16 protein-coding genes are annotated in these 19,826 nt (G+C 34.0%); 10 read left to right on the top strand and 6 right to left on the bottom strand.

The genetic code is table 11. The annotated features are described in order from the left end of the window. Position 1 precedes the first annotated feature (1 nt). From Q0787_RS01655 to Q0787_RS01635, 5 genes are all read left to right on the top strand, one after another. A complete protein-coding gene (locus Q0787_RS01655) occupies positions 2 to 1,384 on the top strand; it encodes a hypothetical protein (protein ID WP_298900460.1) in 1,383 nt (460 codons plus the stop codon). Continuing rightward, positions 1,385 to 1,954: an LPS export ABC transporter periplasmic protein LptC gene (lptC, locus tag Q0787_RS01650; RefSeq protein WP_298900459.1), complete on the top strand. Its 570-nt coding sequence runs from the start codon at positions 1,385 to 1,387 to the stop codon at positions 1,952 to 1,954. A 71-nt stretch (positions 1,955 to 2,025) separates the two neighbouring features. Continuing rightward, entirely contained in the window at positions 2,026 to 2,217 is a 192-nt protein-coding gene (locus Q0787_RS01645) for a hypothetical protein (protein ID WP_298754811.1), read from the top strand. 2 nt (positions 2,218 to 2,219) lie between these two features. Then, positions 2,220 to 3,509 carry a hemolysin family protein gene (locus Q0787_RS01640; RefSeq protein WP_298900458.1) on the top strand — a complete coding sequence of 430 codons (1,290 nt, stop codon included), beginning with the start codon at positions 2,220 to 2,222 and terminating at the stop codon, positions 3,507 to 3,509. A 214-nt stretch (positions 3,510 to 3,723) separates the two neighbouring features. Continuing rightward, positions 3,724 to 5,880, top strand: coding sequence for a SurA N-terminal domain-containing protein (locus Q0787_RS01635; RefSeq protein WP_298900457.1), 2,157 nt, complete (start codon positions 3,724 to 3,726; stop codon positions 5,878 to 5,880). Positions 5,881 to 5,934: 54 nt separating this feature from the next. Here Q0787_RS01635 and Q0787_RS01630 read toward each other — a convergent pair whose 3' ends face one another. Next, positions 5,935 to 6,888, bottom strand: coding sequence for a GYDIA family GHMP kinase (locus Q0787_RS01630; RefSeq protein WP_298900456.1), 954 nt, complete (start codon positions 6,886 to 6,888; stop codon positions 5,935 to 5,937). Next, positions 6,889 to 8,193, bottom strand: coding sequence for a hydroxymethylglutaryl-CoA reductase, degradative (locus Q0787_RS01625; RefSeq protein WP_298900455.1), 1,305 nt, complete (start codon positions 8,191 to 8,193; stop codon positions 6,889 to 6,891). Positions 8,194 to 8,371: 178 nt separating this feature from the next. Between Q0787_RS01625 and Q0787_RS01620 the strand changes: the two genes are divergently transcribed. From Q0787_RS01620 to Q0787_RS01605, 4 genes are all read left to right on the top strand, one after another. Then, a complete protein-coding gene (locus Q0787_RS01620; protein WP_298900454.1) occupies positions 8,372 to 10,597 on the top strand; it encodes a S9 family peptidase in 2,226 nt (741 codons plus the stop codon). A 26-nt stretch (positions 10,598 to 10,623) separates the two neighbouring features. Then, on the top strand, positions 10,624 to 12,180 hold the full coding sequence (locus tag Q0787_RS01615) for a peptide MFS transporter (RefSeq protein ID WP_298900453.1): 1,557 nt from the start codon (positions 10,624 to 10,626) through the stop codon (positions 12,178 to 12,180). Positions 12,181 to 12,250: 70 nt separating this feature from the next. Further along, complete coding sequence (locus tag Q0787_RS01610) at positions 12,251 to 14,038, top strand: peptide MFS transporter (RefSeq protein WP_298900452.1); 1,788 nt, start codon at positions 12,251 to 12,253, stop codon at positions 14,036 to 14,038. Positions 14,039 to 14,126: 88 nt separating this feature from the next. Then, positions 14,127 to 14,681 (top strand): thioredoxin fold domain-containing protein, encoded by a 555-nt coding sequence (locus Q0787_RS01605; RefSeq protein WP_298900451.1) that lies wholly within the window; start codon positions 14,127 to 14,129, stop codon positions 14,679 to 14,681. A 10-nt stretch (positions 14,682 to 14,691) separates the two neighbouring features. Here Q0787_RS01605 and Q0787_RS01600 read toward each other — a convergent pair whose 3' ends face one another. After that, a complete protein-coding gene (locus Q0787_RS01600; protein ID WP_298900450.1) occupies positions 14,692 to 16,725 on the bottom strand; it encodes a ComEC/Rec2 family competence protein in 2,034 nt (677 codons plus the stop codon). Between the two features lie 41 nt (positions 16,726 to 16,766). Next, the gene (locus Q0787_RS01595; RefSeq protein WP_298900449.1) at positions 16,767 to 17,285 is read right to left on the bottom strand and encodes a C40 family peptidase; all 519 of its coding nucleotides are present in this window, start codon (positions 17,283 to 17,285) and stop codon (positions 16,767 to 16,769) included. A 188-nt stretch (positions 17,286 to 17,473) separates the two neighbouring features. On the opposite strand from Q0787_RS01595, the gene Q0787_RS01590 reads away from it, so the two are divergent. Then, positions 17,474 to 17,824 carry a hypothetical protein gene (locus Q0787_RS01590; RefSeq protein WP_298900448.1) on the top strand — a complete coding sequence of 117 codons (351 nt, stop codon included), beginning with the start codon at positions 17,474 to 17,476 and terminating at the stop codon, positions 17,822 to 17,824. Here Q0787_RS01590 and lpxB read toward each other — a convergent pair. Then, complete coding sequence (gene lpxB, locus Q0787_RS01585) at positions 17,791 to 18,915, bottom strand: lipid-A-disaccharide synthase (protein ID WP_298900447.1); 1,125 nt, start codon at positions 18,913 to 18,915, stop codon at positions 17,791 to 17,793. The two genes, Q0787_RS01590 and lpxB, sit on opposite strands and share 34 nt — an antisense overlap. Positions 18,916 to 18,943: 28 nt before the next feature. Beyond that, positions 18,944 to 19,723, bottom strand: coding sequence for a 5'/3'-nucleotidase SurE (gene surE, locus Q0787_RS01580; protein ID WP_298900446.1), 780 nt, complete (start codon positions 19,721 to 19,723; stop codon positions 18,944 to 18,946). Between the last annotated feature and the right edge of the window lie 103 nt (positions 19,724 to 19,826).

Here is a 19,826-nt window from a genome sequence, read left to right as displayed (position 1 = left end):
GATGAAAACGAAAATAACACTTATAATAGCAGCTTTGTTTATGGCGACAAACTTTGGGTTTGCACAGCAAGACGAAGAATGTATGCTAAACTTGACGTTGTTTAATGACTACGTTAAAAGTAAAAAGTATGACGAAGCTTATGAACCATGGATGAATGTTAGAAACAAGTGTCCAAAGTTTAATATTGCTATATACAAGCGAGGAGAAAAGATTTTAGCTCATAAAATCAAAAATTCAAGCGGGCAGGAGAAAAAAGATTTCATTAATGATTATATGGCGCTTTTAGATAAAGGAGCTGAGCTTTTTTCTAGTAAATACCCGTTAGGGAAAGTATTAGAGGAAAAAGCATTAATGCAATACGAAAATAGAAAAGATTTAGGTCTTGATGATATGCAGATTTACAGTGCATTCGATGAGGTATACACTAAAGACAAAGCTAACTTTAAAAGTACTAAGGGACTCTATGTATATTTTACAAAAATTGTAGATTTATTTAAAGCAGGGAAGTTTGAACTTCAAAATGTATTTGATAAGTATGATGATGTAAATGAATTGTTAGAAAACTTAAATGATACATATGCTAAATCATTAAATAAATTAATTGAGAAAGAAGCCGCTGGTACAACTTTAGGAAAAAAAGATAAGCAGTATAAAGGATTCTATCAAAAATCATTAGAAGCTAATGCTAAAATTGCTGGAAGTTTAGATGCTTATATTGGAGAATTAGCAAACTGTGAGAATTTAATTCCTTTATATAAAAAGGATTTCCCAACATATAAAAGTGATGCAGCTTGGTTAAAAAGAGCAGTGAGTAAAATGTACAATAAAGAATGTACAGATGATCCATTGTATATTGATTTAGTAAAAGCATACGATCAAGTTGATCCTTCTGCAGAAACGAAATACTTTGTATCTACGGTATTACGTAAGCAAGGAAAAATTAAAGAAGCAGATGATTATGTGAAGCAGTCTTATGATTTACAAACAGATCCTATAAAAAAGGCGAGAATGTCAAAAAAGATTGCTAACGATTTCAAAAAACGTGGTAGCTATGGTAAAGCAAGAACTTACTATAGAGAAGCGTTAAAGTTAAATCCATCTGATGGAACACCTCACTTGCAAATAGCAGCAATGTATGCAAAAAGTGCTAACAGCTGTGGTGATACAAACTTTAATAAGAGAGCGGTGTTCTGGTACGCAGCGCAGGAAGCATTAAAAGCAGGTCAGGTTGATCCTAGCTTAAAAGGAGCAGCTAATCAAGCAGCGACATCTTATAGAGCAAACGCACCAACTAAATCTGAAATATTCACCTGCGGATGTGCAGGAACTACAATCAAAATTGGTTGTTGGATTGGAGGAAGCGTAACGGTTCCAAAACTATAAATGAAAACAAAGTTTTTACATACTAATATATACATAGTCACAGCAATTGTTGTGACTATGTTTTTTTCATGTAAAAAAGACATCAATGAAATTCAACAAATTGGCGTGCTTCAAAACCAACCTATTGGCGAAGCAAAAAATATTAATCTCAGATATACTGAAGCCGCAGATACTATAGGTAGAGTTATTGCTAATTTGGAGAGCCCTAAAATGCTCGATTATTCTAATAGAGACTTTTCGTTTTCCGAATTTCCCAACGGCGTGCGATTATCTTTATATGATGAAAACAATAAAAAGAATGTTGTTCTGGCAGACTATGCCATTGTTTATAACGCCACAGATTTAATTGATTTGCAAGGAAATGTTATCTTAATTACACCACAAAAAGATACGCTGTTCGCAGACCAAATGTATTATGACCAAAAAAGAGAATGGTTGTTTAGCAACCATCCAGTGCAATTAAAATCGGCACAATCAAGAAGTGGTCATGGTGATATTTTTGACGCAGATACCAAGTTCAATAACTACACAATCCTTGAAGGAAGAGGTCAGGGCATTCTAAAAGATTAAAGCATTAGGCCATAGTTGGCAAAACATCTTTATCTTTGTATCATAAACAACAAATCAATAGAAATTTTCAAATGAAAATACTACAGTTTTTTCAATACGTATACCTCTTTTTTGCAGCTTTATTTATTTATGATGGCTTTGAAAATTTAGGAGAGGAAGGTAATAGATCTATTATATCATTTGTATTTGCTGGTCTGGCAATATTTATGTTTTTCTTCAGAAAGAAATTCAGAAAGAAATTCGATAATAGAAACGGTTCCTAAACATGGATCTTAGCATCGTTATTATTATCGTTATGCTATTGCTTTCGGCGTTTTTCTCCGGAATGGAGATTGCTTATGTCTCTTCCAATAAAATTCACATTGAAATTGAGAAAAAGCAAGACAATTTTTTAGCGAAAATTTTAGCCAAGCTAACCGAAAAGCCTTCAAAATTTATAGCAACGATGCTTATTGGTAATAATATAGCATTAGTTATTTATGGGTTTCTTATGGGTGACCTCCTTGTCGATTGGTTTCAATCTATGCTGCCATCACAACACCAATTTGTAAATTATCTGCTCGTAGATCTTAGCCTCTTAACACAAACGGTAATTTCAACTATAATTATTCTTATTACAGCAGAGTTTTTACCAAAAGTTTTTTTTCAAATTTATTCGAATTCGTTTTTAAAAATATTCGCTTTTCCAGCTTATATCTTTTACATCCTGTTTTGGTTTTTATCATCCTTTATTATTTGGGTTTCAGATATGATCTTAAAGCGCTTTTTTAAGACCGATGGGGACGATATCCAATTGGCTATGACCAAAGTAGAACTAGGAAATTATATAAGTGAACAAATGGAATCTGTAGAGGATCATGAGGAGGTAGATAGTGAAATACAGATATTTCAGAACGCATTGGAGTTTTCAGATGTGAAAGCAAGAGAAGTGATGGTGCCTCGTACAGAGATTATTGGTGTTGAGGTTAACGATACTATCGAAAATATAAGCGGTCTTTTTATTGATTCTGGCTTGTCCAAAATTTTAGTGTATAACGAATCGATTGATGATATTTTAGGGTATGTACATTCGTTTGAATTGTTTAAAAAACCAAAATCAATAAAGGATGTAGCAAAACCAGTTGTGTTTGTTCCAGCTACAATGTTTGTAAAGGATGTATTAAATATTTTAACTAAAAAGAGAAAAAGTATTGCTGTTGTCATTGATGAGTATGGTGGAACGGCTGGTATTATGACCATTGAAGACATCGTCGAAGAACTTTTTGGAGAAATTGAAGATGAACATGATAGTGTTGCTTTGATTGAAGAAAAAATAAACGATGACTATTATAAATTCTCAGCGCGATTGGAGGTAGACTATATCAATGAAACCTATAAACTTAACTTACCCGAAAATGAAAACTATGAAACTTTGGGCGGACTTATTGTTTTTCAAACGGAAGGTATCCCAGAGTTAAATGATGAGGTGGTTATTGATACGTTTAAGTTTGAAATTCTTGAAGTCTCATCGACAAAAATAGACGTAGTTTCATTGCATATTCTAGAGGTCGATTAAATTAAATCAAGATTGTTTTTGTAAGACATTGCTTATTAAATTCGGACCTCAAATGCTTCATAGTTGTGGTTTAACTTGCAGTCAAACATTCATGCTTTATCCAACATTCGACGAAACCCAATAAAAATCGGTAATAAAAACGTAGTTCTACTTTTATTATTTGATAGAAAATGGTATTTTCGCCCACTTATTATTCGATAAATTATACATTAAAATGGCAGTTTTAAATAAAATTAGACAACGTTCATTGTTCTTGATACTAATCATTGCACTAGCGTTATTTTCATTTGTACTAACAGATCTAATCAAAAATAGTGATGCCTTGTTTGGAGGTTCTCAAGATGTTGTAGCAACTGTTAATGGACAAAATATTAACAGAGTAGACTTCATGAATAGAGTTGAGAATATGCGTAGACAATTGGGTCCATCAGCAACGAATACTCAAGCTATGAATCGTGTTTACGATCAGCAAGTAAGGAGAGCAGTGATGACAACTCAATTTGAAGAGTTAGGGTTGACCGTTGAAGAAGATCAAATGAGAGATCTATTAGAACAAAATTTTTCTGCATATCCAGAATTTCAAAATGAAGCAGGACTTTTTGACGAAAGTAAATTAACGACCTTCATTGCTAATTTGAAAGAGGCTAATCCTCAAAAAATGATTCTTGGAAATTTTCAGTTGAACTATGATGAATGGGTAAACAATGAAAATTCTATTGCCACAATCGCAAAAGAAAGAGCTTACTACAATATGGTTAAAGCTGGAGTAAGTGCTACTTTAAATGAAGCAGAAGTTGATTATCTGTTAGAAAATTCAACTAGAGATTTAAAGTATGTCCAAATTCCTTATGCAACTATCAATGATAGTTTGGTTGAAGTAACTAAGGCAGATATTAAGGCGTACATTAATGAAAACAAAAAGAAGTTTGAAGTAGAAGCGTCTAGAGATATTGTTTTTGTAGAATTCAAAGAAGAGCCAAGCCTAAGAGATGAAGAGGATTTAAAAGCTGAATTTGATGATTTGATTAATGGTAAAGCTGTTTTTGTAAATGGAAGAAATGATACGATTATAGCATTTGCTCAAGTTAAAGAGGAAGATTTATCAAACTATGTTAATTTGACTGGAGAATCTGCTGAAGCTTATAATGATTCATTCGTTAAAAAATCTGTGTTACCAACGGTAGTTGCCGATACGTTATTTAACTTAAATGTTGGAGATGTTTATGGACCATATAAAGATAATGGTTTGATGAAATTAACACGTCTTGTGGCAGAAACAACTGTGCCAGATTCGGCTAAGGTTCGTCACATATTAATTCCGTTTATTGGAGCTAATAGAGCAGGAGTAGATGCAAAATCTGAAGCAGATGCTAAAGTAACAGCAGATAGTGTTGCAGACATAGTTAGAGCAGATCGTTCTAAATTCCCAGAGTTGGTAACTGCATTATCTTCAGATCAAGGAAGTGTCGATAAAGGTGGTGTTTATGATTTTCACCCTAGCACACAAATGGTGAAGCCGTTTAGTGATTTTGAATTTCAAAATAATGTTGGAGATATTGGTGTTGTAAAAACACAGTTTGGTTTCCATATTATTGAAATTTTAGATCAAAAAGGATCTTCTAAAGCCGTGAAAGTAGCAACTATTGCAAAACCTATCGAGCCATCTGATGAAACAATTGATGAGGTGTTTACTAATGCTTCTAAGTTCGAACTTGCTATTCAAAATGAAGATTTTCAAAAAATGGCTGACGAACGTAAGTTAGAGGTTAGACCAATAAACAATATAAAAATATTAGACGAGAATATCCCAGGATTAGATTCACAAAGACCACTTGTACGTTGGGCTTTTGAAAATGAGACAAAAGTAGGAGACTACAAACGTTTCTCTATTCCAGGTGGAGGATATGCCGTGGTACAATTAACTAAAATTAATGATGCTGGATTAATGAATCCTGAGAATGCATCAGCATCTGCTCTTTCAGAAATTAGAAAAGAGAAGAAGGCAAAGTTAATTAGAGAAAAAGTTTCAGGAACAACTGTTGATGAGGTTGCTAAAAACCAAAACAGACCTGCCAATACAGCATCAGCTGTAAATATGAAGAATCCAACAATTTCAGGAGCAGGACTTGAACCTCAAGTTGTAGGTGTTGCTTTTGGTTTAAAGGAAGGTGAAACTTCAGGTCTAGTTGATGGAAATCGTGGTGTTTATATGGTTACTGTAACAAAAGTAAACGACGCAACTAAATTGGATAATTATCAGGCTATAGCTAATCGTTTAAGTGCTGCTAGAGTAAATGCAGCTCAAACCAAAGTGTATAACGCGCTTAAGGAAACAGCAGATATAGAAGATAATAGATCTAGATTCTATTAATAGAGTTTAAACAGATATAATTTAAAAAGCGTTGCAATATTTTGTGACGCTTTTTTAGTTTCTTACCATTTCAGAATAGTTGAGGATCGTGTCGAAACCTTTTGTTTTGAAATATGATGTTGGGTCTTCATGAGATGCTACCATCACAAAATCACCTCCCCAAGCACCTAAACTTTTAATGCTGCCAGTGAAATCACTAAATAGACGTTCTCGAACTGGTACTTGTTTGATAATAGTTGAAATAAGTTGCTCATGTTCACCCATAAGTTGCTGAAACCCATCAAGTGTTGTACAAGCAATCATCTCTTTTGTGATTTGTGTAACTCGAGATATGTAAGAAGACAGATTTGAAGTGTTCGCTCTATATTGTGCAATACCATCTCTACTATTTTGCTTTTGATTGAGATAGACAAAATACAGATGTTTCTCAAATACAGGATTGAAATTGACCGTTTTAACTATAGGTGTATGGTTCCCTTCAACCCCTTTTGTAGTCTTATTTGAATTGAAAGGTACAAGCTGATAGGTTAGGCTTTTTTCTGCTTCTGCACAGGCAATATCATAACCACTTCCTCCAAAAGTCGCCTGAAGTAATTTGTAGGCATCAACGCGAGCCCAGTTGGCTATATTATTAATTAATGTAGATGATGTGCCCAACCCCCAATCTTTAGGGAATTCTGTTGTTGATATGGCTACAAGACCGTTGTTTTGATTTAAAAAATTAGGATTCAGAGTTTTGGCCGCAGTTAAAATTTGAAGCAATCTACTGGTTATATCAGAATCGCTATTTGACAGGGCCGAAATGTTATTATTTGTTTTAGAAAATTTGGCCTCATACCATAGTTTTTTAGTGTAATCAAAACTTTTCCAATGTAATTTGTCATCAAACCCATTATCAATGCGTAAACCCTGTCCTAATCGCGTTGGAACAGCTAAGGCATTGGCGCCATCAAGTACAACGTATTCTCCTGTGAGTAATAATTTTCCGTGGCTGTAATAGCTTTCCATTTAACGTCTCAACTTTTCTATTTCGGAAACTACAGCTCCGTGGGTTACTGTATTGGTTTTAAAGTGTTCAACCAGTTTTGTTTTTTCTTCAGAAGTGGCCTCAAACTGATTTAAGATGTTCATCAAATGCATTTTCATATGACCTTCTTGAATTCCAGTTGTCGTTAAGGAACGTAATGCGGCAAAATTTTGAGCCAAACCTGCAACAGCAACAATTTGCATTAACTCTTTAGCCGACGGCTCTCCTAGAAGTTCTAGTGCCAATTTTACCAGCGGGTGTAATTTTGTTAAGCCACCAACAGTACCTAATGCTAATGGGATTTCCATCCAGAAAGAAAACGTTCCATTCTTTATTTCAGCATGGGTTAAACTGGTGTATTTTCCATTTCGGGATGCATAGGCATGAACACCAGCTTCAACAGCTCTAAAATCGTTTCCAGTAGCTAAAACAACGGCATCAATACCATTCATAATGCCTTTGTTATGAGTTACAGCTCGAAAAGGCTCTACTTCTGCAATAGCAACCGCTTGAACAAATTTTTCAGCAAATTCTTGCGCCGAAACATTAGGGTTCTCAGTTAATTTTTCAACGGGGCAACTTACTTCAGCTCTTACTAAACAATTAGGAACGTAATTCGAAAGAATTGACATGACTACATTGAGATTCGCATTTAAAGATTTGCTAGCTTCTCGCTTCAAGGTGATAGCAAACTGTTCTAAACAGGAATTAATAAAGTTGGCACCCATAGCATCTAAAGTCTCAAAGGTGGCATGTAGTTGATAATAGTTGTCGAGAACATTTGTTTTATTTCTCAATTCAATATCTACAATCCCTCCACCACGCTTTTCCATGTTTTTTGTAATATGCTTCGCGTCGTCTAAAAACGTTTGCTTAATAACATGATTGAAAAAAACGTCTAAATCTTCGCTGTCGCCATCGTATGTAAAATGAACCTGACCAATTTTTTGGGTAGAAATGACCTGAGCTTTAAAGCCACCACGATCAAACCAAAACTTCGCTGCTTTACTAGCCGCGGCAACTACAGAGCTTTCTTCAATAGCCATTGGTATCGTGTACACCGAATTGTTTATTAAGAAATTTGGTGCAACACCTAATGGGAGGTAGTAATTAGTAATCGTGTTTTCTATAAATTCATCATGAAGTTGTTGTAACTTCTCATCTGCATTCCAATATTGTTTTAGTAGCGATTTAGTTGATTCAGAATTAGTGAAATAGGTGTTAACCAGCCAATCAATTTTTTCTGATTTTGATAATTTAGAAAAGCCCGTAATCGTTTTAGCCATGCGCTATTATTTTAAATTCGTACCCGCTTATAACTATGCGAATACAAAGCGCAAAGATACTATTCTTGGTATTATTATTGATGCATTAGCATAATATTGCGCATTTAACACGCAATAGTTACTGTTTTTTGCATTATTTTTAGTAAACTTGACATTATTTTATCAAAAAAATAGCTCTATGAACATATTCAAATCGGTCACACTTCTTGTGTTTTTTGTAACCACTTTAGCCTCAGCGCAAAATAAAGAAATTAGCCTTGAAGAAATATGGGATGGAAGTTTTAGAACCGAAAGAATGGATGCACTACACTCCATGAAAAATGGACAGCAATATTCGGTTTTAAATTTTGAAAACAGAGCTTCTCAAATAGATATTTACGATTATAAAACGCTCACTAAGGTTAAGACCTTGGTGAATTCTGCTGATATTAGCGATATTGCATATTTTACAAATTATACATTTAGTGATGACGAATCGAAGGTGTTGTTGGCAACCAATGTCGAATCTATATTTAGACGTTCAACTTTGGGTAAGTATTATGTGTACGACATCACGTCAAATACTGTTGAATTGGTCTCTGAACAAAAAATACAAGAACCTACATTTTCACCAAATGGATCTAAAATCGCATATGGCTTAAATAACAATCTATATGTAAAAGATTTAAAATCTGGACGTACAGAACAGATCACAACAGACGGTAAAAAGAATCAAATTATTAATGGGATTACAGATTGGGTTTATGAAGAGGAGTTTAGTTTTGTAAGAGCTTTCGAATGGAATACTGCTGGTGATCAAATTGCTTTTATCAAGTTCGATGAAACTAATGTTCCAGAATTTTCAATGGATGTTTACGGTCAACAATTATATCAAACACAACAAGTTTTTAAGTACCCGAAAGCAGGAGAAACAAACTCAGATGTGTCTTTGCATATCTATGATTTAGATCAAAAAACGAGTAAAGAATTTAAACCAAAAAAACAATATTCAGATTTCTATATACCTCGAATTAAATGGACAAATGACCCAAATGTTTTGAGTGCACAATATATGAATAGACATCAAAATGAATTAGATTTATGGATGATTAATGCCACTAATGGTGTAGGTGATTTGGTTTTAGCGGAAACAGATAAAGCCTATATTGATGTGACGTTTAATTTAACATTTTTAAAGGATAATAGCTTTATCTGGACGAGTGAAAAAGATGGGTTTAATCATATTTATCACTACGATAAAAAAGGAAACTTAATTAATCAAGTAACATCTGGAGATTGGGAGGTTACCAACTATTATGGCTACGATGAGAAATCAAAACGAATTTTTTATCAATCTACAGAAGATGGCTCAATAAACAGAGGCGTTTATTCAGTTGGTCTTAATGCTAAAAAGAAAAAGCGTTTGACAAAAAGTACTGGAACAAATGCGGCGGCATTTAGCGCAGATTTTACATATTTTATCAATACATTTTCTAGCGCAACCAATCCACCAGAATACACCTTAAATAATTCTAAATCTGGCGACCTAGTAAAAAGTATAAAGGACAATGATAGGTTAGCGCAAAAACTATCTAATTACAAAACATCACAAAAAGAATTCAGTACCATAAATATTAATGGAAACGATTTAAATATGTGGATGATAAAACCTGCAAATTTCGACGAAAACAAAACGTACCCTTTATTTATGTATCAATATTCTGGTCCAGGATCACAGCAAGTGGCCAACCGCTGGAATGGCACTAATGATTATTGGTATCAACATCTTGCACAACAAGGTTATATTGTAGTATGTGTGGATGGTCGCGGTACAGGTTATAAAGGAGCCGACTTCAAGAAAGTGACGCAAAATGAGTTAGGTAAATATGAGGTTGAAGATCAAATTGCGGCAGCTAAACAGTTAGCAAAACTGCCTTATATCGATGAAAATAATATTGGAATTTGGGGTTGGAGTTATGGTGGTTTTATGAGTAGCAACGCCTTGTTTAAGGGTAATGATACCTTTTCAATGGCTATTGCTGTTGCTCCTGTGACAAGTTGGAGATTTTATGACACTATATACACTGAGCGCTACATGACCACACCTCAAGAGAACCCAACGGGTTATGATGAAAACTCACCAATTAATCATGTTGATAAACTTAATGGGGATTTTCTCTTAATACATGGTACAGGAGATGACAATGTTCATGTTCAAAATACCATGCGAATGGTCGAGGCTCTAATTCAAGCCGATAAACAATTTGAATGGATGATATACCCAGATAAAAATCATGGTATTTACGGTGGAAACACACGATTGCATTTGTATAAGAAAATGACAAACTTTATTCATGATACACTGGGTAAAGACAGAGAAGTGCCAACAGATAAAAGAGAAAAAGAAGTCAAGATTAAAGGATAAAAAATACTAACTAATATTTAAAATTTATGTCAGATACAACACTTAAACCGCATCAAAAAGAACTATTTGGTCAGCCAATAGGACTTTATATTTTGTTTTTAACTGAAATGTGGGAACGTTTCTCATACTACGGAATGCGAGCGCTACTAGTACTTTATATGACAACTCAAACTATTGGCGATGATAGAGGTGCTGGTTTAGGTTGGACTAGCAAAGAGGCTCTTGCTCTCTATGGATGGTATACAATGCTTGTATATGTAATGTCCATACCAGGAGGAATGATTGCCGATAAATTGATTGGTCAAAAACGAGCCGTTTTGGTTGGTGCAATTATTTTATGTCTTGGGCATGGTGTATTAGTGCTTACAGATATTTGGGCGTTTTATACTGGTCTTGGATTAGTAATTTTAGGTGTTGGATTATTAAAGCCTAACATATCTACGATGGTAGGTGGCTTGTATAAAGATGGAGATATACGACGCGATAAAGGCTTTAGTATATTTTACATTGGAATAAACTTAGGATCACTTTTAGCAACATTGATTGTTGGTTTAGTTGTAGCAGAATGGGGATGGCATGCTGGTTTTGGATTGGCAGGAATTGTGATGGTACTTGGTTTGATTAACTATATCTATGGACAAAAATATTTAACGCATGTAGGGAATTTTGTTCCTGCGAAAGCCGATGACCCAAATGAAATCTCATATGGCAAATTATATTCACAACTACCTAAGTCGTCATTACAATTAACTGTAACAATCATATTAGCAGCGTTATCTGCTATAGGATGGTACTTTCTAGGATGGGGTTATGGATTGTTATTTTTATTTTTAACCGCAATCGCGGCTTTATTAATGATGATTTATAAAGAGTTAGATTCTCAGGCTTATAAAGATCGTTTCCTAGTATTATTATTATCATTTATTATGGTGATCATTTTTTGGGGAGCTTTTGAGCAAGCTGGAGGCTTAATGAATTTATATACCGAGACCAATACCAATAGAATGTTATTTGGATGGGAAGTGCCTACAGTAATGTTTCAAAGTTTAAATGCTGGATTTATTATTCTTTTTGCAACGGCTGTTGCTGGTTTTTGGGCAAAACGAAAACTTAAAGGTAAAGAAGCATCATCTTTATTTAAGATGGCATTAGGTATTATCATCATGGGATTCGGATTCCTTTTTATGGTATTTGCTGCTATGGAATTTGAAAAATCAGGAACATCAAGCATGATTTGGTTAGTTTTAGCTTATCTATTTCATACCATTGGAGAGTTATGTATTTCTCCTGTGGCCTTATCGTTTATCACAAAGCTAGCACCAATAAAGTATGCCTCTTTAATGATGGGAGTTTATTTCGCTGCTACAGGTTTAGGAAATAAAGTTGCTGGAATTGTAGGTGAGTCTGCAACAGATTTTGGTGAGAAAACAGTATTTGCAGGCATCGTAGTCTTTACCGTAATAATTGGTGGATTGTTTATCGTTATCTTAAAACCTTTAAAACGCCTAACTCATGGTGTAGAAGATCAAGAAAGAGATTTGAAACATGAAGAAGCTGAAGGTTTTGAACTTGCAGATAATTAAAAAATAATAAAAAGAACCCTTGTTAATCGTTATGACAAGGGTTTCTCTTTTCTAACTAAATATATTTCCTATGAATACTGATATCGAAAATTTATTTAAAGACAAAGTCATTGGTCATCCAGCTGGGCTATTTGTGATATTTTTTACCGAGATGTGGGAGCGTTTTTCATTCTACGGAATGCGAATATTACTCGTTATATTTCTAACAGCTCCTTTATTAGATGCCAACCCAGGCTGGGATTGGTCACGTGAAAATGCCTTAGCACTTATTGGAACATATGGTTCGCTTCTGTATCTAACCCCGATTGTGGGTGGTTGGATTGCCGACAAATATACGGGCTATCGAATTGCAGTTGTTATTGGTTGTTTTATTATGACATTAGGTCATGCCGCAATGGCCTTAGAAACACCAATGTCTTTTTACTTAGGTTTAGCATTGTTGATTATTGGTACAGGTTTTTTTAAACCTAATATGACGTCTATGATTTCTGAAATGTATAAAGGAAAGGAGTCTAAAAAAGATGGTGCCTATACCATTTATTATATGGGTGTTAACGCAGGAGCTTTCTTTGGAATGATGCTTTGTGGATACTTAGCTGAGAATAAAGGTTGGGCCTATGGTTTTGGATTGGCCGGAATTTTTATGCTCTTGGGCTTGATCCAGTTTTGGTTAGCCAAAGATCTTTTTGGAAGTATTGGTGGGAAACCTTCAAAGATACATGAAGTTGAATTACCTCAAAATATAAATGAAGAAAGTCCCCAAGAACATATTACAGATGTAGATGAATCTGAAAAGCGTAATCCTTTTACAATGTTCGATAAAGTTTTGATGATTTTGTCTTCAGTTGGAGGATTACTTTATTTATTTAATGACCCTTTAGAAAAAATTGGAGACATAAGTTTAGCTCCTTTCGAAGTGGGTAATTTAAGTGGTTCTAATTTCATTGTATTAGCGGCTCTGGTGCTATTTTTAATATTACTTGTCGCCAGAATTTCAAGATATATTCCAATAGTGAGAGATCGAATTATAGCAGTTTCTATTTTTGGAGTTTTTACTGTGTTTTTCTTTGCGTTTTTTGAACAATCCTTGGGGTCAATGACTCTGTTTGCACGTGATTATACAGATAGGAGTTTAGTTGGTAATTCTGCAATGGTGTTTAAAATTGTCGATGCGCTACTAACAACCATTCCTTTAATAATTATTACTTGGGTTCTGTATTTATTAGCTAAAAAGACCTTTTCTAAAATAGGACTGTCTAATATTTTTCTGGCAATAGCTTTTGCAGGTTTATGGTTCTTAGTGATTTATAGATTGATGGATAAATTCTCACAAGAAGGAAATGAGGTTGATGCAACTTGGTTTGGTATTTTGAATTCTTTCTTTATAATCACACTGGCTCCATTTTTCTCACGATGGTGGGAGAGTAAATATAATCCTAGCGCAGCCATGAAGTATGGTATAGGTTTGGTATTATTAGGTTTAGGATTTGCCTTTTTGTCTTATGGGACAGGAGATATACCTCAAGGAGCTAAAACAGCTTCTGTGAGTATGATATTCTTAATAATGGCTTATTTATTTCATACTATGGGAGAACTCTGTATTTCTCCTGTTGGATTGTCCTATTTAAGTAAACTCGTGCCAGGACGTATGATTGGATTTATGTTTGGAATATGGTACTTGGCCATCGCTGTTGGCCAGAAAGCGGCAGGAACTATGGGAGGAATGATTGATGATATTAGTGAAAAGTATTCATTAAGTACCTTCTTTTTAATATTTACGCTTATTCCTATTGGAGTTGGAGTCATTTCAATTGTATTAAACCCTTTACTTAAAAAACTCATGCATGGCGTCCGATAATCGGATAAAACCGTTAAAATAACTTAAAATGCTCCAAATTTGGAGCATTTTTTGTAAGTTCGGAATAACTTTTGCAACACATTATACTATGAAGAAATTAGTTTTAATATTAGCAGTAGCCTTGATTTCATCAGCGTCTGCTTTCGCTCAGTCACAAGAAATTAATTGGATGACTTTTGAAGAAGCTCTTGCTGCTCAAAAGAAAAAGCCTAAAAAAATTATGATGGACGTTTATACCAATTGGTGTGGTCCATGTAAAATGCTTGATAAGAATACCTTTCATAATAAAGATGTGGTAGATTATGTTAATGAGAACTACTATGCCGTAAAATTTAATGGTGAAGGAAATTCTGTTGTTAATTATAAAGGTAAAGACTATAAGAATGCCAATTATAAAGCCGAATTAAAAAACAGGAGAAATAGTGCACACGATTTAACACGTGCGTTAGGCGTGAGAGCATATCCAACAATCGTTTATTTTGATGAAAAGGGAGAAGTGATTCAACCAATTAGTGGCTACATGAAACCTCGCGACATTGAGTTATACCTAAAGTTATTTAGCTCTGATGATTATAAAAGTATTAAAACTCAAGAGCAGTTTAATAACTATTTTAAAGCGTTTAAAGCAGAATTTAAAGAGTAACCGTATTTACTTACTTAATGATAAACGCTCCCTTTTTGCCAGTTTGGTGGAAAGGGAGTTGTCTTTTTTTGCAGGTGGCTTCCCAACGACTTATATAAGATTTGTAATTGCTACCATCTGCTATGATAAGTTTGGGTTCAATGGAGTCTATGAGTCGCTCTAAGTTGAGGCGAGGAGAGTTTCGAAGTAAGACAATATCTGGACGAAACGATTTTATATTGTAAACAGCTAAACTATCAATAACTAAGAGTATTTGACCTTTAAATACATAGACAGATTTAATACTGTCTCTTGAAATCGTATTAATGAAATGTCCAATGCTAAAATTGGTAATTAGTTTATCGTTGTTAAATGCGATACTATCGAGGTTATCAAAAATATGTAATGTCGCATTTCTTTTTTCGGCTATGATACTATGTCTCCTTTTATGAAATACAACAAATTTGCTATGGCTGTTTTTGTATTCATACCATAACATAACACTCTGTACCATAACAATAGTTATGAGTAAAAATAACCATCGCCTATAGTTTTGCCTTGTATATAAACGAATAATGGCTATTGTAAGTGTATAATATACCAACATATGCGCAACGCTAAAAGAAATGGCCGTAACTAGAAATGCCTCTTGCTGAGCTACCCAGCCAACAAGAGTATTCATCAGGTTAATCAAATTTCCGAAGAACTGTGCTAAAAACTCAGGTAAACTATTTAGTAAAGCCAAGACAATAACCAAAATACCAAGACCTAGAATTATACCTAAAAAAGGAATGATTGCCAGATTAGATATAAAAAACAAACTTGGGAACTGATGAAAATAGTACAGACTAATTGGTACGACACCTATTTGAGCGGCAATAGTAACTGTTGAAATTTTCCAAAGATAATCTTGTATTTTCCACTTAGGCGCCCAAAGTTTATAGAGTAATGGTTGTATGCTTACGATGGCAAAAACCGCTAAATAACTCATCTGAAAACCAACATCAAATAGAAACATTGGTTGACACAGAAGTAGTATGAATATTGAAATAGTAAGAGTGTTATAAATATTGGTTAATCGATTCCAATGAAGTGCAATGGCGACAATACTAAACATGGTCACTGCGCGCGTGACTGATGCAGAGAGTCCAGCTATAATGGCAAATGACCAAAGTAAGATGAGTAAGAAGCTAACTTTAATAAACTTGCCGTATTTTAAATATTCTATAGGTTTGAGAACAACTTGTAGTATCATTAAGATAATTCCGATATGCAGTCCTGAAACAGCTAAAATATGAACGGCTCCTGCGTTAACATAATCATTGTAGATATTTTGACTCATATCTTGACGTTGACCTAAGAGAAGTGCATTGATAATGGCTAATTCTTCAGGTTTAAAATTGAATGCTTTGAGTTTAGCATTAATCTTTTGGCGCAAATCTTGGGCATAACCAAGTACAGTATTTCTTTCAGATTTTAAAGTTAAAATAGACCGTTGATTAGCATAGACCTGATGATAGATGTGCTGTTTTTCTAGATAGGACTTATAATCAAACTGATTTGGATTTAGTCGAACAGATGTTGGTTGTAATTGAGCATATGTATAAAGGAGGTCATCTACATTATATTTGTGTTGAGTGCTATCGTTTTTTATATACAATAAGAGTTTTCCACATGTTTTACGTTTATCCTTTTTTAGTAAGTCAACAATGTATTTGTCATGATAAAGACTTGATTTAAGTTGTTCTCTTATTTTTAAAGTTAATTGGTGGCTAATGTCGTTATCAAGGAGTGTATGACTGTAATGTGTTTTGAAATTTTTCTGATTATGAAAATTGTAGGTTAGCGTACCTATAAAGCATAGCAGGCAATATGTTGAAACACCAAACCAAATGGTTTTTTTGTATTGACGCTTTGAAATTAGAAAGGAGATAGTGAAGACTAGGAGGAAAATTAAAGTGCCATAAATAGATTGTCGTAAAGTTATTGACAATAGGTGTGTTGCTAAAATTCCAGAGGCAAGACTAAATGTTAGTTTTATGACTGTAGAGTTGAGAGGTTTCATCCTCTCAATATAGCAAATTAATTATATATATAGAAAATATTCTACAACACTCGTCTTGCCTGTACATAGGCTAAATACCAATATTTTTCTGCAAGATTTGAGGTGATAACGCCTCTACTCGTTGTTGAGTGAATAAACTCAACATGACCTGGTCTACTTTTGGTGACGATACCAACATGGTTAATTTTTCTACTATTTTTTTTCGTGGCAAAAAATAATAAATCACCTTCTTTTACTTCCTTTACATCAATCCAATCACCACGTTTAGATAAATCACCTGTTGTTCGCGGAAGTAAAACATCTTCTATTTTAAAGGCCGTTACTACCAAGCCAGAACAGTCCATACCTCGTTTGGTGGTTCCGCCATATTTATAGCGTGTACCTTCAAAAGTTTTAGCGTAATTGATAATGTTTTTAATCTCTTTAGATGTTGTAGAAGATGACGGTGTTCGGCTTGTAGATGTTTTAGAAGTTTTGCTTTTTTTCGTAACAACACCTTTTGATGACTTGCATCCAGCTAGGCACGCACTGAAAATAAGAAGTAGGATAATGTTTTTCATAGATAGGAAAATATGGTCTAAAAATAGAGAATTAGGAGACTTTACCTGTAAGATAACGTATGTGTTTTCAACAATGTTATTTACAAAAGCTAATTATATATATTCTAACTCACTTTAATCTCGTTTTTAACTTACCTAAGATTGTAAGCTAAAATTTTGTAAATTTAAGTTTAAAACATAAAGAAATCATGTCGTTTTTTATCGTAAATGTCTTTGATCAAGGTCATTGGAATAATTATGAACCAATATCCATTGAAGGGTTTTTAATAATGCTAAGCGTAGCTGCATTCTTTTTAATTATCCATAAAGTTGTTAATCGAAAACCATCAAAAATTTCGATGGATAATGAGCTAAATCTTGAGTCCTATACTTTAGATTTTAATAATAATCAAGTTACTTCTAAAAAAGTATCTGTTCTAACCAAAATAGGCGTGTATATAATTTCAGTATTAATATTGATAACACCTTTGAGTTCTCTTTTGCAATTAACTTATAGTTATAATTATTATGGGGTTTGGCGATCTTGGATACTTTGGTAAATCAATCTTGCTGCATTCTCGCTAGCACCTTTGCCGCCTAATTTCTTTTCTAGATCATAATAGTCTATAAAAAACTTTATACGCTGGTCTTCGTCCAATATTTTACTTAGTTCTTTTTTAAGACGTTTTTTGTTTAGGTCACCTTGAATGAGTTCTGTAACAACCTCACGATCCATAATTAAATTGACTAGAGAAATATATTTAAGTGTTATAATACGCTTGGCTATTTGATATGAAATAGCGTTTGCTTTATAACAAACGACTTGTGGAACTTTAAATAAAGCAGTTTCAAGGGTTGCAGTTCCAGAGGTCACTAAAGCAGCCGTAGAGACACTCAATAAATCATAAGTTTTATTTGAAATAAAGGCAACGTTGTCTTGCTTGATAAATGTTTTGTAAAAACTATAATCCTGACTAGGAGCGCCTGCAATTACAAATTGATATTCAGAAAAATCATTAACCAAACTAAGCATCACTCCAAGCATTTTAGTGATTTCTTGTTTTCTACTACCAGGCAATAAGGCAATAATAGGCTTTTTACTTAGATGGTGTTCTTCTCTAAATGTGGTCTCGTCAACTTGTACCCTATCTGAAATAGCATCTATTAAAGGGTGACCAACAAAATTAACATCATAGTTGTACGTGTCGTAAAATTCTTTTTCAAAAGGAAGAATGACATACATGGCATCTACATCACGCTTTATTTTTTCAACACGTCCAGCTCTAGAAGCCCAAACTTGAGGTGATATGTAATAATGGGTTTTGTATCCTTGTTCCTTGGCCCATTTTGCTATTCGAAGGTTGAATCCTGAATTATCAATACAAATAATCACATCTGGGTTAAAACTACTAATATCAGTCTTACAGTGCTTTATGAGTCCTAAAATTTTTCTAAGATTTAGAACGACTTCGGCAAATCCCATAAATTGACGCTCTTTATAGTGTTTTACTAAAGTTCCACCAACAGCTTGCATAAGGTCTCCTCCCCAAAATCTAAATTCGGCATTACGATCTTGTTTTTGTAATGCTTTCATTAAATTGGAACCATGTAGGTCTCCAGAGGCTTCGCCAGCAATGATGTAATATTTCATTTTAATTAGATCCTATACTAAGAGTTCTTTATTTTTTATTAAAATTCCATGTATTTAAACGTTGAATACTATGATGAGCCGTTAGGTCAAATTGAATTGGAACTACAGAAACGTAACCATTTGCTAAAGCCCATTCATCTGTGTCTTCCCCATGGTCAAGATTAACAAATTTTCCAGTAAGCCAATAATAGTCCTTTCCATACGGGTTTTGTCGCTTATCAAATTCTTCTTCCCAATTGGCCTTTGCCTGCCTACAAACCTTAATACCTTTTATATCTTTCTTTTCTAAATTCGGAATGTTTACGTTTAAAACAGTTCCATTGTCCAAACCATGTTCTAAAACGTGCTCTGCAATGGTTTTAATATAAGATTTGCTGTGTTCAAAGTTTGCACTCCAATTATAATCACAAAGTGAAAACCCAATAGCAGGAATACCCTCAATACCTGCTTCTATTGCAGCACTCATGGTGCCAGAGTAAATCACATTAATTGAGGCATTAGAGCCATGATTAATACCAGATACACACAAATCTGGTTTTCGTTTTAGAATTTCTCTTACACCTAATTTTACACAATCTGCTGGAGTTCCAGAACAGCTGTATTCCTCAAATTGATCAGCATCATTAGTAATCTTGTCTATATGTAGCGTGGAATTGATGGTTATCGCATGTCCCATACCACTTTGTGGACTATCTGGAGCAACTACTACCACGTCACCAATGCTAGTCATAACATCAATTAAAGATCGTATTCCTGGAGCTGTAATTCCATCGTCATTGGTGATTAAAATGAGAGGCTTTTTTGACATAAAAATATCTTGATTTATAGATTTACAAAAATAGGTAAATAGGCTTGAATTTCCTATAAATAAGGGTTTAACAAAAAATTAGTAGCACATGATTTTATTGGCA

This window comes from uncultured Psychroserpens sp., from assembly GCF_947492715.1.
Classification (GTDB): Bacteria; Bacteroidota; Bacteroidia; order Flavobacteriales; family Flavobacteriaceae; genus Psychroserpens.
Note: the sequence above shows the minus strand (reverse complement) of the source record. Positions and strands in the feature narration are given on the sequence as shown.

Bases quoted from the DNA above. Each gene is read 5' to 3' on its own strand.
- surE (WP_298900446.1), bottom strand. From the start codon at position 19,723: ATGTCAAAAAAGCCTCTCATTTTAATCACCAATGACGATGGAATTACA.
- Q0787_RS01655 (WP_298900460.1), top strand. From the start codon at position 2: ATGAAAACGAAAATAACACTTATAATAGCAGCTTTGTTTATGGCGACA.
- Q0787_RS01595 (WP_298900449.1), bottom strand. From the start codon at position 17,285: ATGAAAAACATTATCCTACTTCTTATTTTCAGTGCGTGCCTAGCTGGA.
- Q0787_RS01600 (WP_298900450.1), bottom strand. From the start codon at position 16,725: ATGAAACCTCTCAACTCTACAGTCATAAAACTAACATTTAGTCTTGCC.
- Q0787_RS01610 (WP_298900452.1), top strand. From the start codon at position 12,251: ATGAATACTGATATCGAAAATTTATTTAAAGACAAAGTCATTGGTCAT.
- lpxB (WP_298900447.1), bottom strand. From the start codon at position 18,915: ATGAAATATTACATCATTGCTGGCGAAGCCTCTGGAGACCTACATGGT.
- Q0787_RS01630 (WP_298900456.1), bottom strand. From the start codon at position 6,888: ATGGAAAGCTATTACAGCCACGGAAAATTATTACTCACAGGAGAATAC.
- Q0787_RS01640 (WP_298900458.1), top strand. From the start codon at position 2,220: ATGGATCTTAGCATCGTTATTATTATCGTTATGCTATTGCTTTCGGCG.
- Q0787_RS01605 (WP_298900451.1), top strand. From the start codon at position 14,127: ATGAAGAAATTAGTTTTAATATTAGCAGTAGCCTTGATTTCATCAGCG.
- Q0787_RS01625 (WP_298900455.1), bottom strand. From the start codon at position 8,193: ATGGCTAAAACGATTACGGGCTTTTCTAAATTATCAAAATCAGAAAAA.
- Q0787_RS01635 (WP_298900457.1), top strand. From the start codon at position 3,724: ATGGCAGTTTTAAATAAAATTAGACAACGTTCATTGTTCTTGATACTA.
- Q0787_RS01620 (WP_298900454.1), top strand. From the start codon at position 8,372: ATGAACATATTCAAATCGGTCACACTTCTTGTGTTTTTTGTAACCACT.
- Q0787_RS01590 (WP_298900448.1), top strand. From the start codon at position 17,474: ATGTCGTTTTTTATCGTAAATGTCTTTGATCAAGGTCATTGGAATAAT.
- Q0787_RS01615 (WP_298900453.1), top strand. From the start codon at position 10,624: ATGTCAGATACAACACTTAAACCGCATCAAAAAGAACTATTTGGTCAG.
- lptC (WP_298900459.1), top strand. From the start codon at position 1,385: ATGAAAACAAAGTTTTTACATACTAATATATACATAGTCACAGCAATT.
- Q0787_RS01645 (WP_298754811.1), top strand. From the start codon at position 2,026: ATGAAAATACTACAGTTTTTTCAATACGTATACCTCTTTTTTGCAGCT.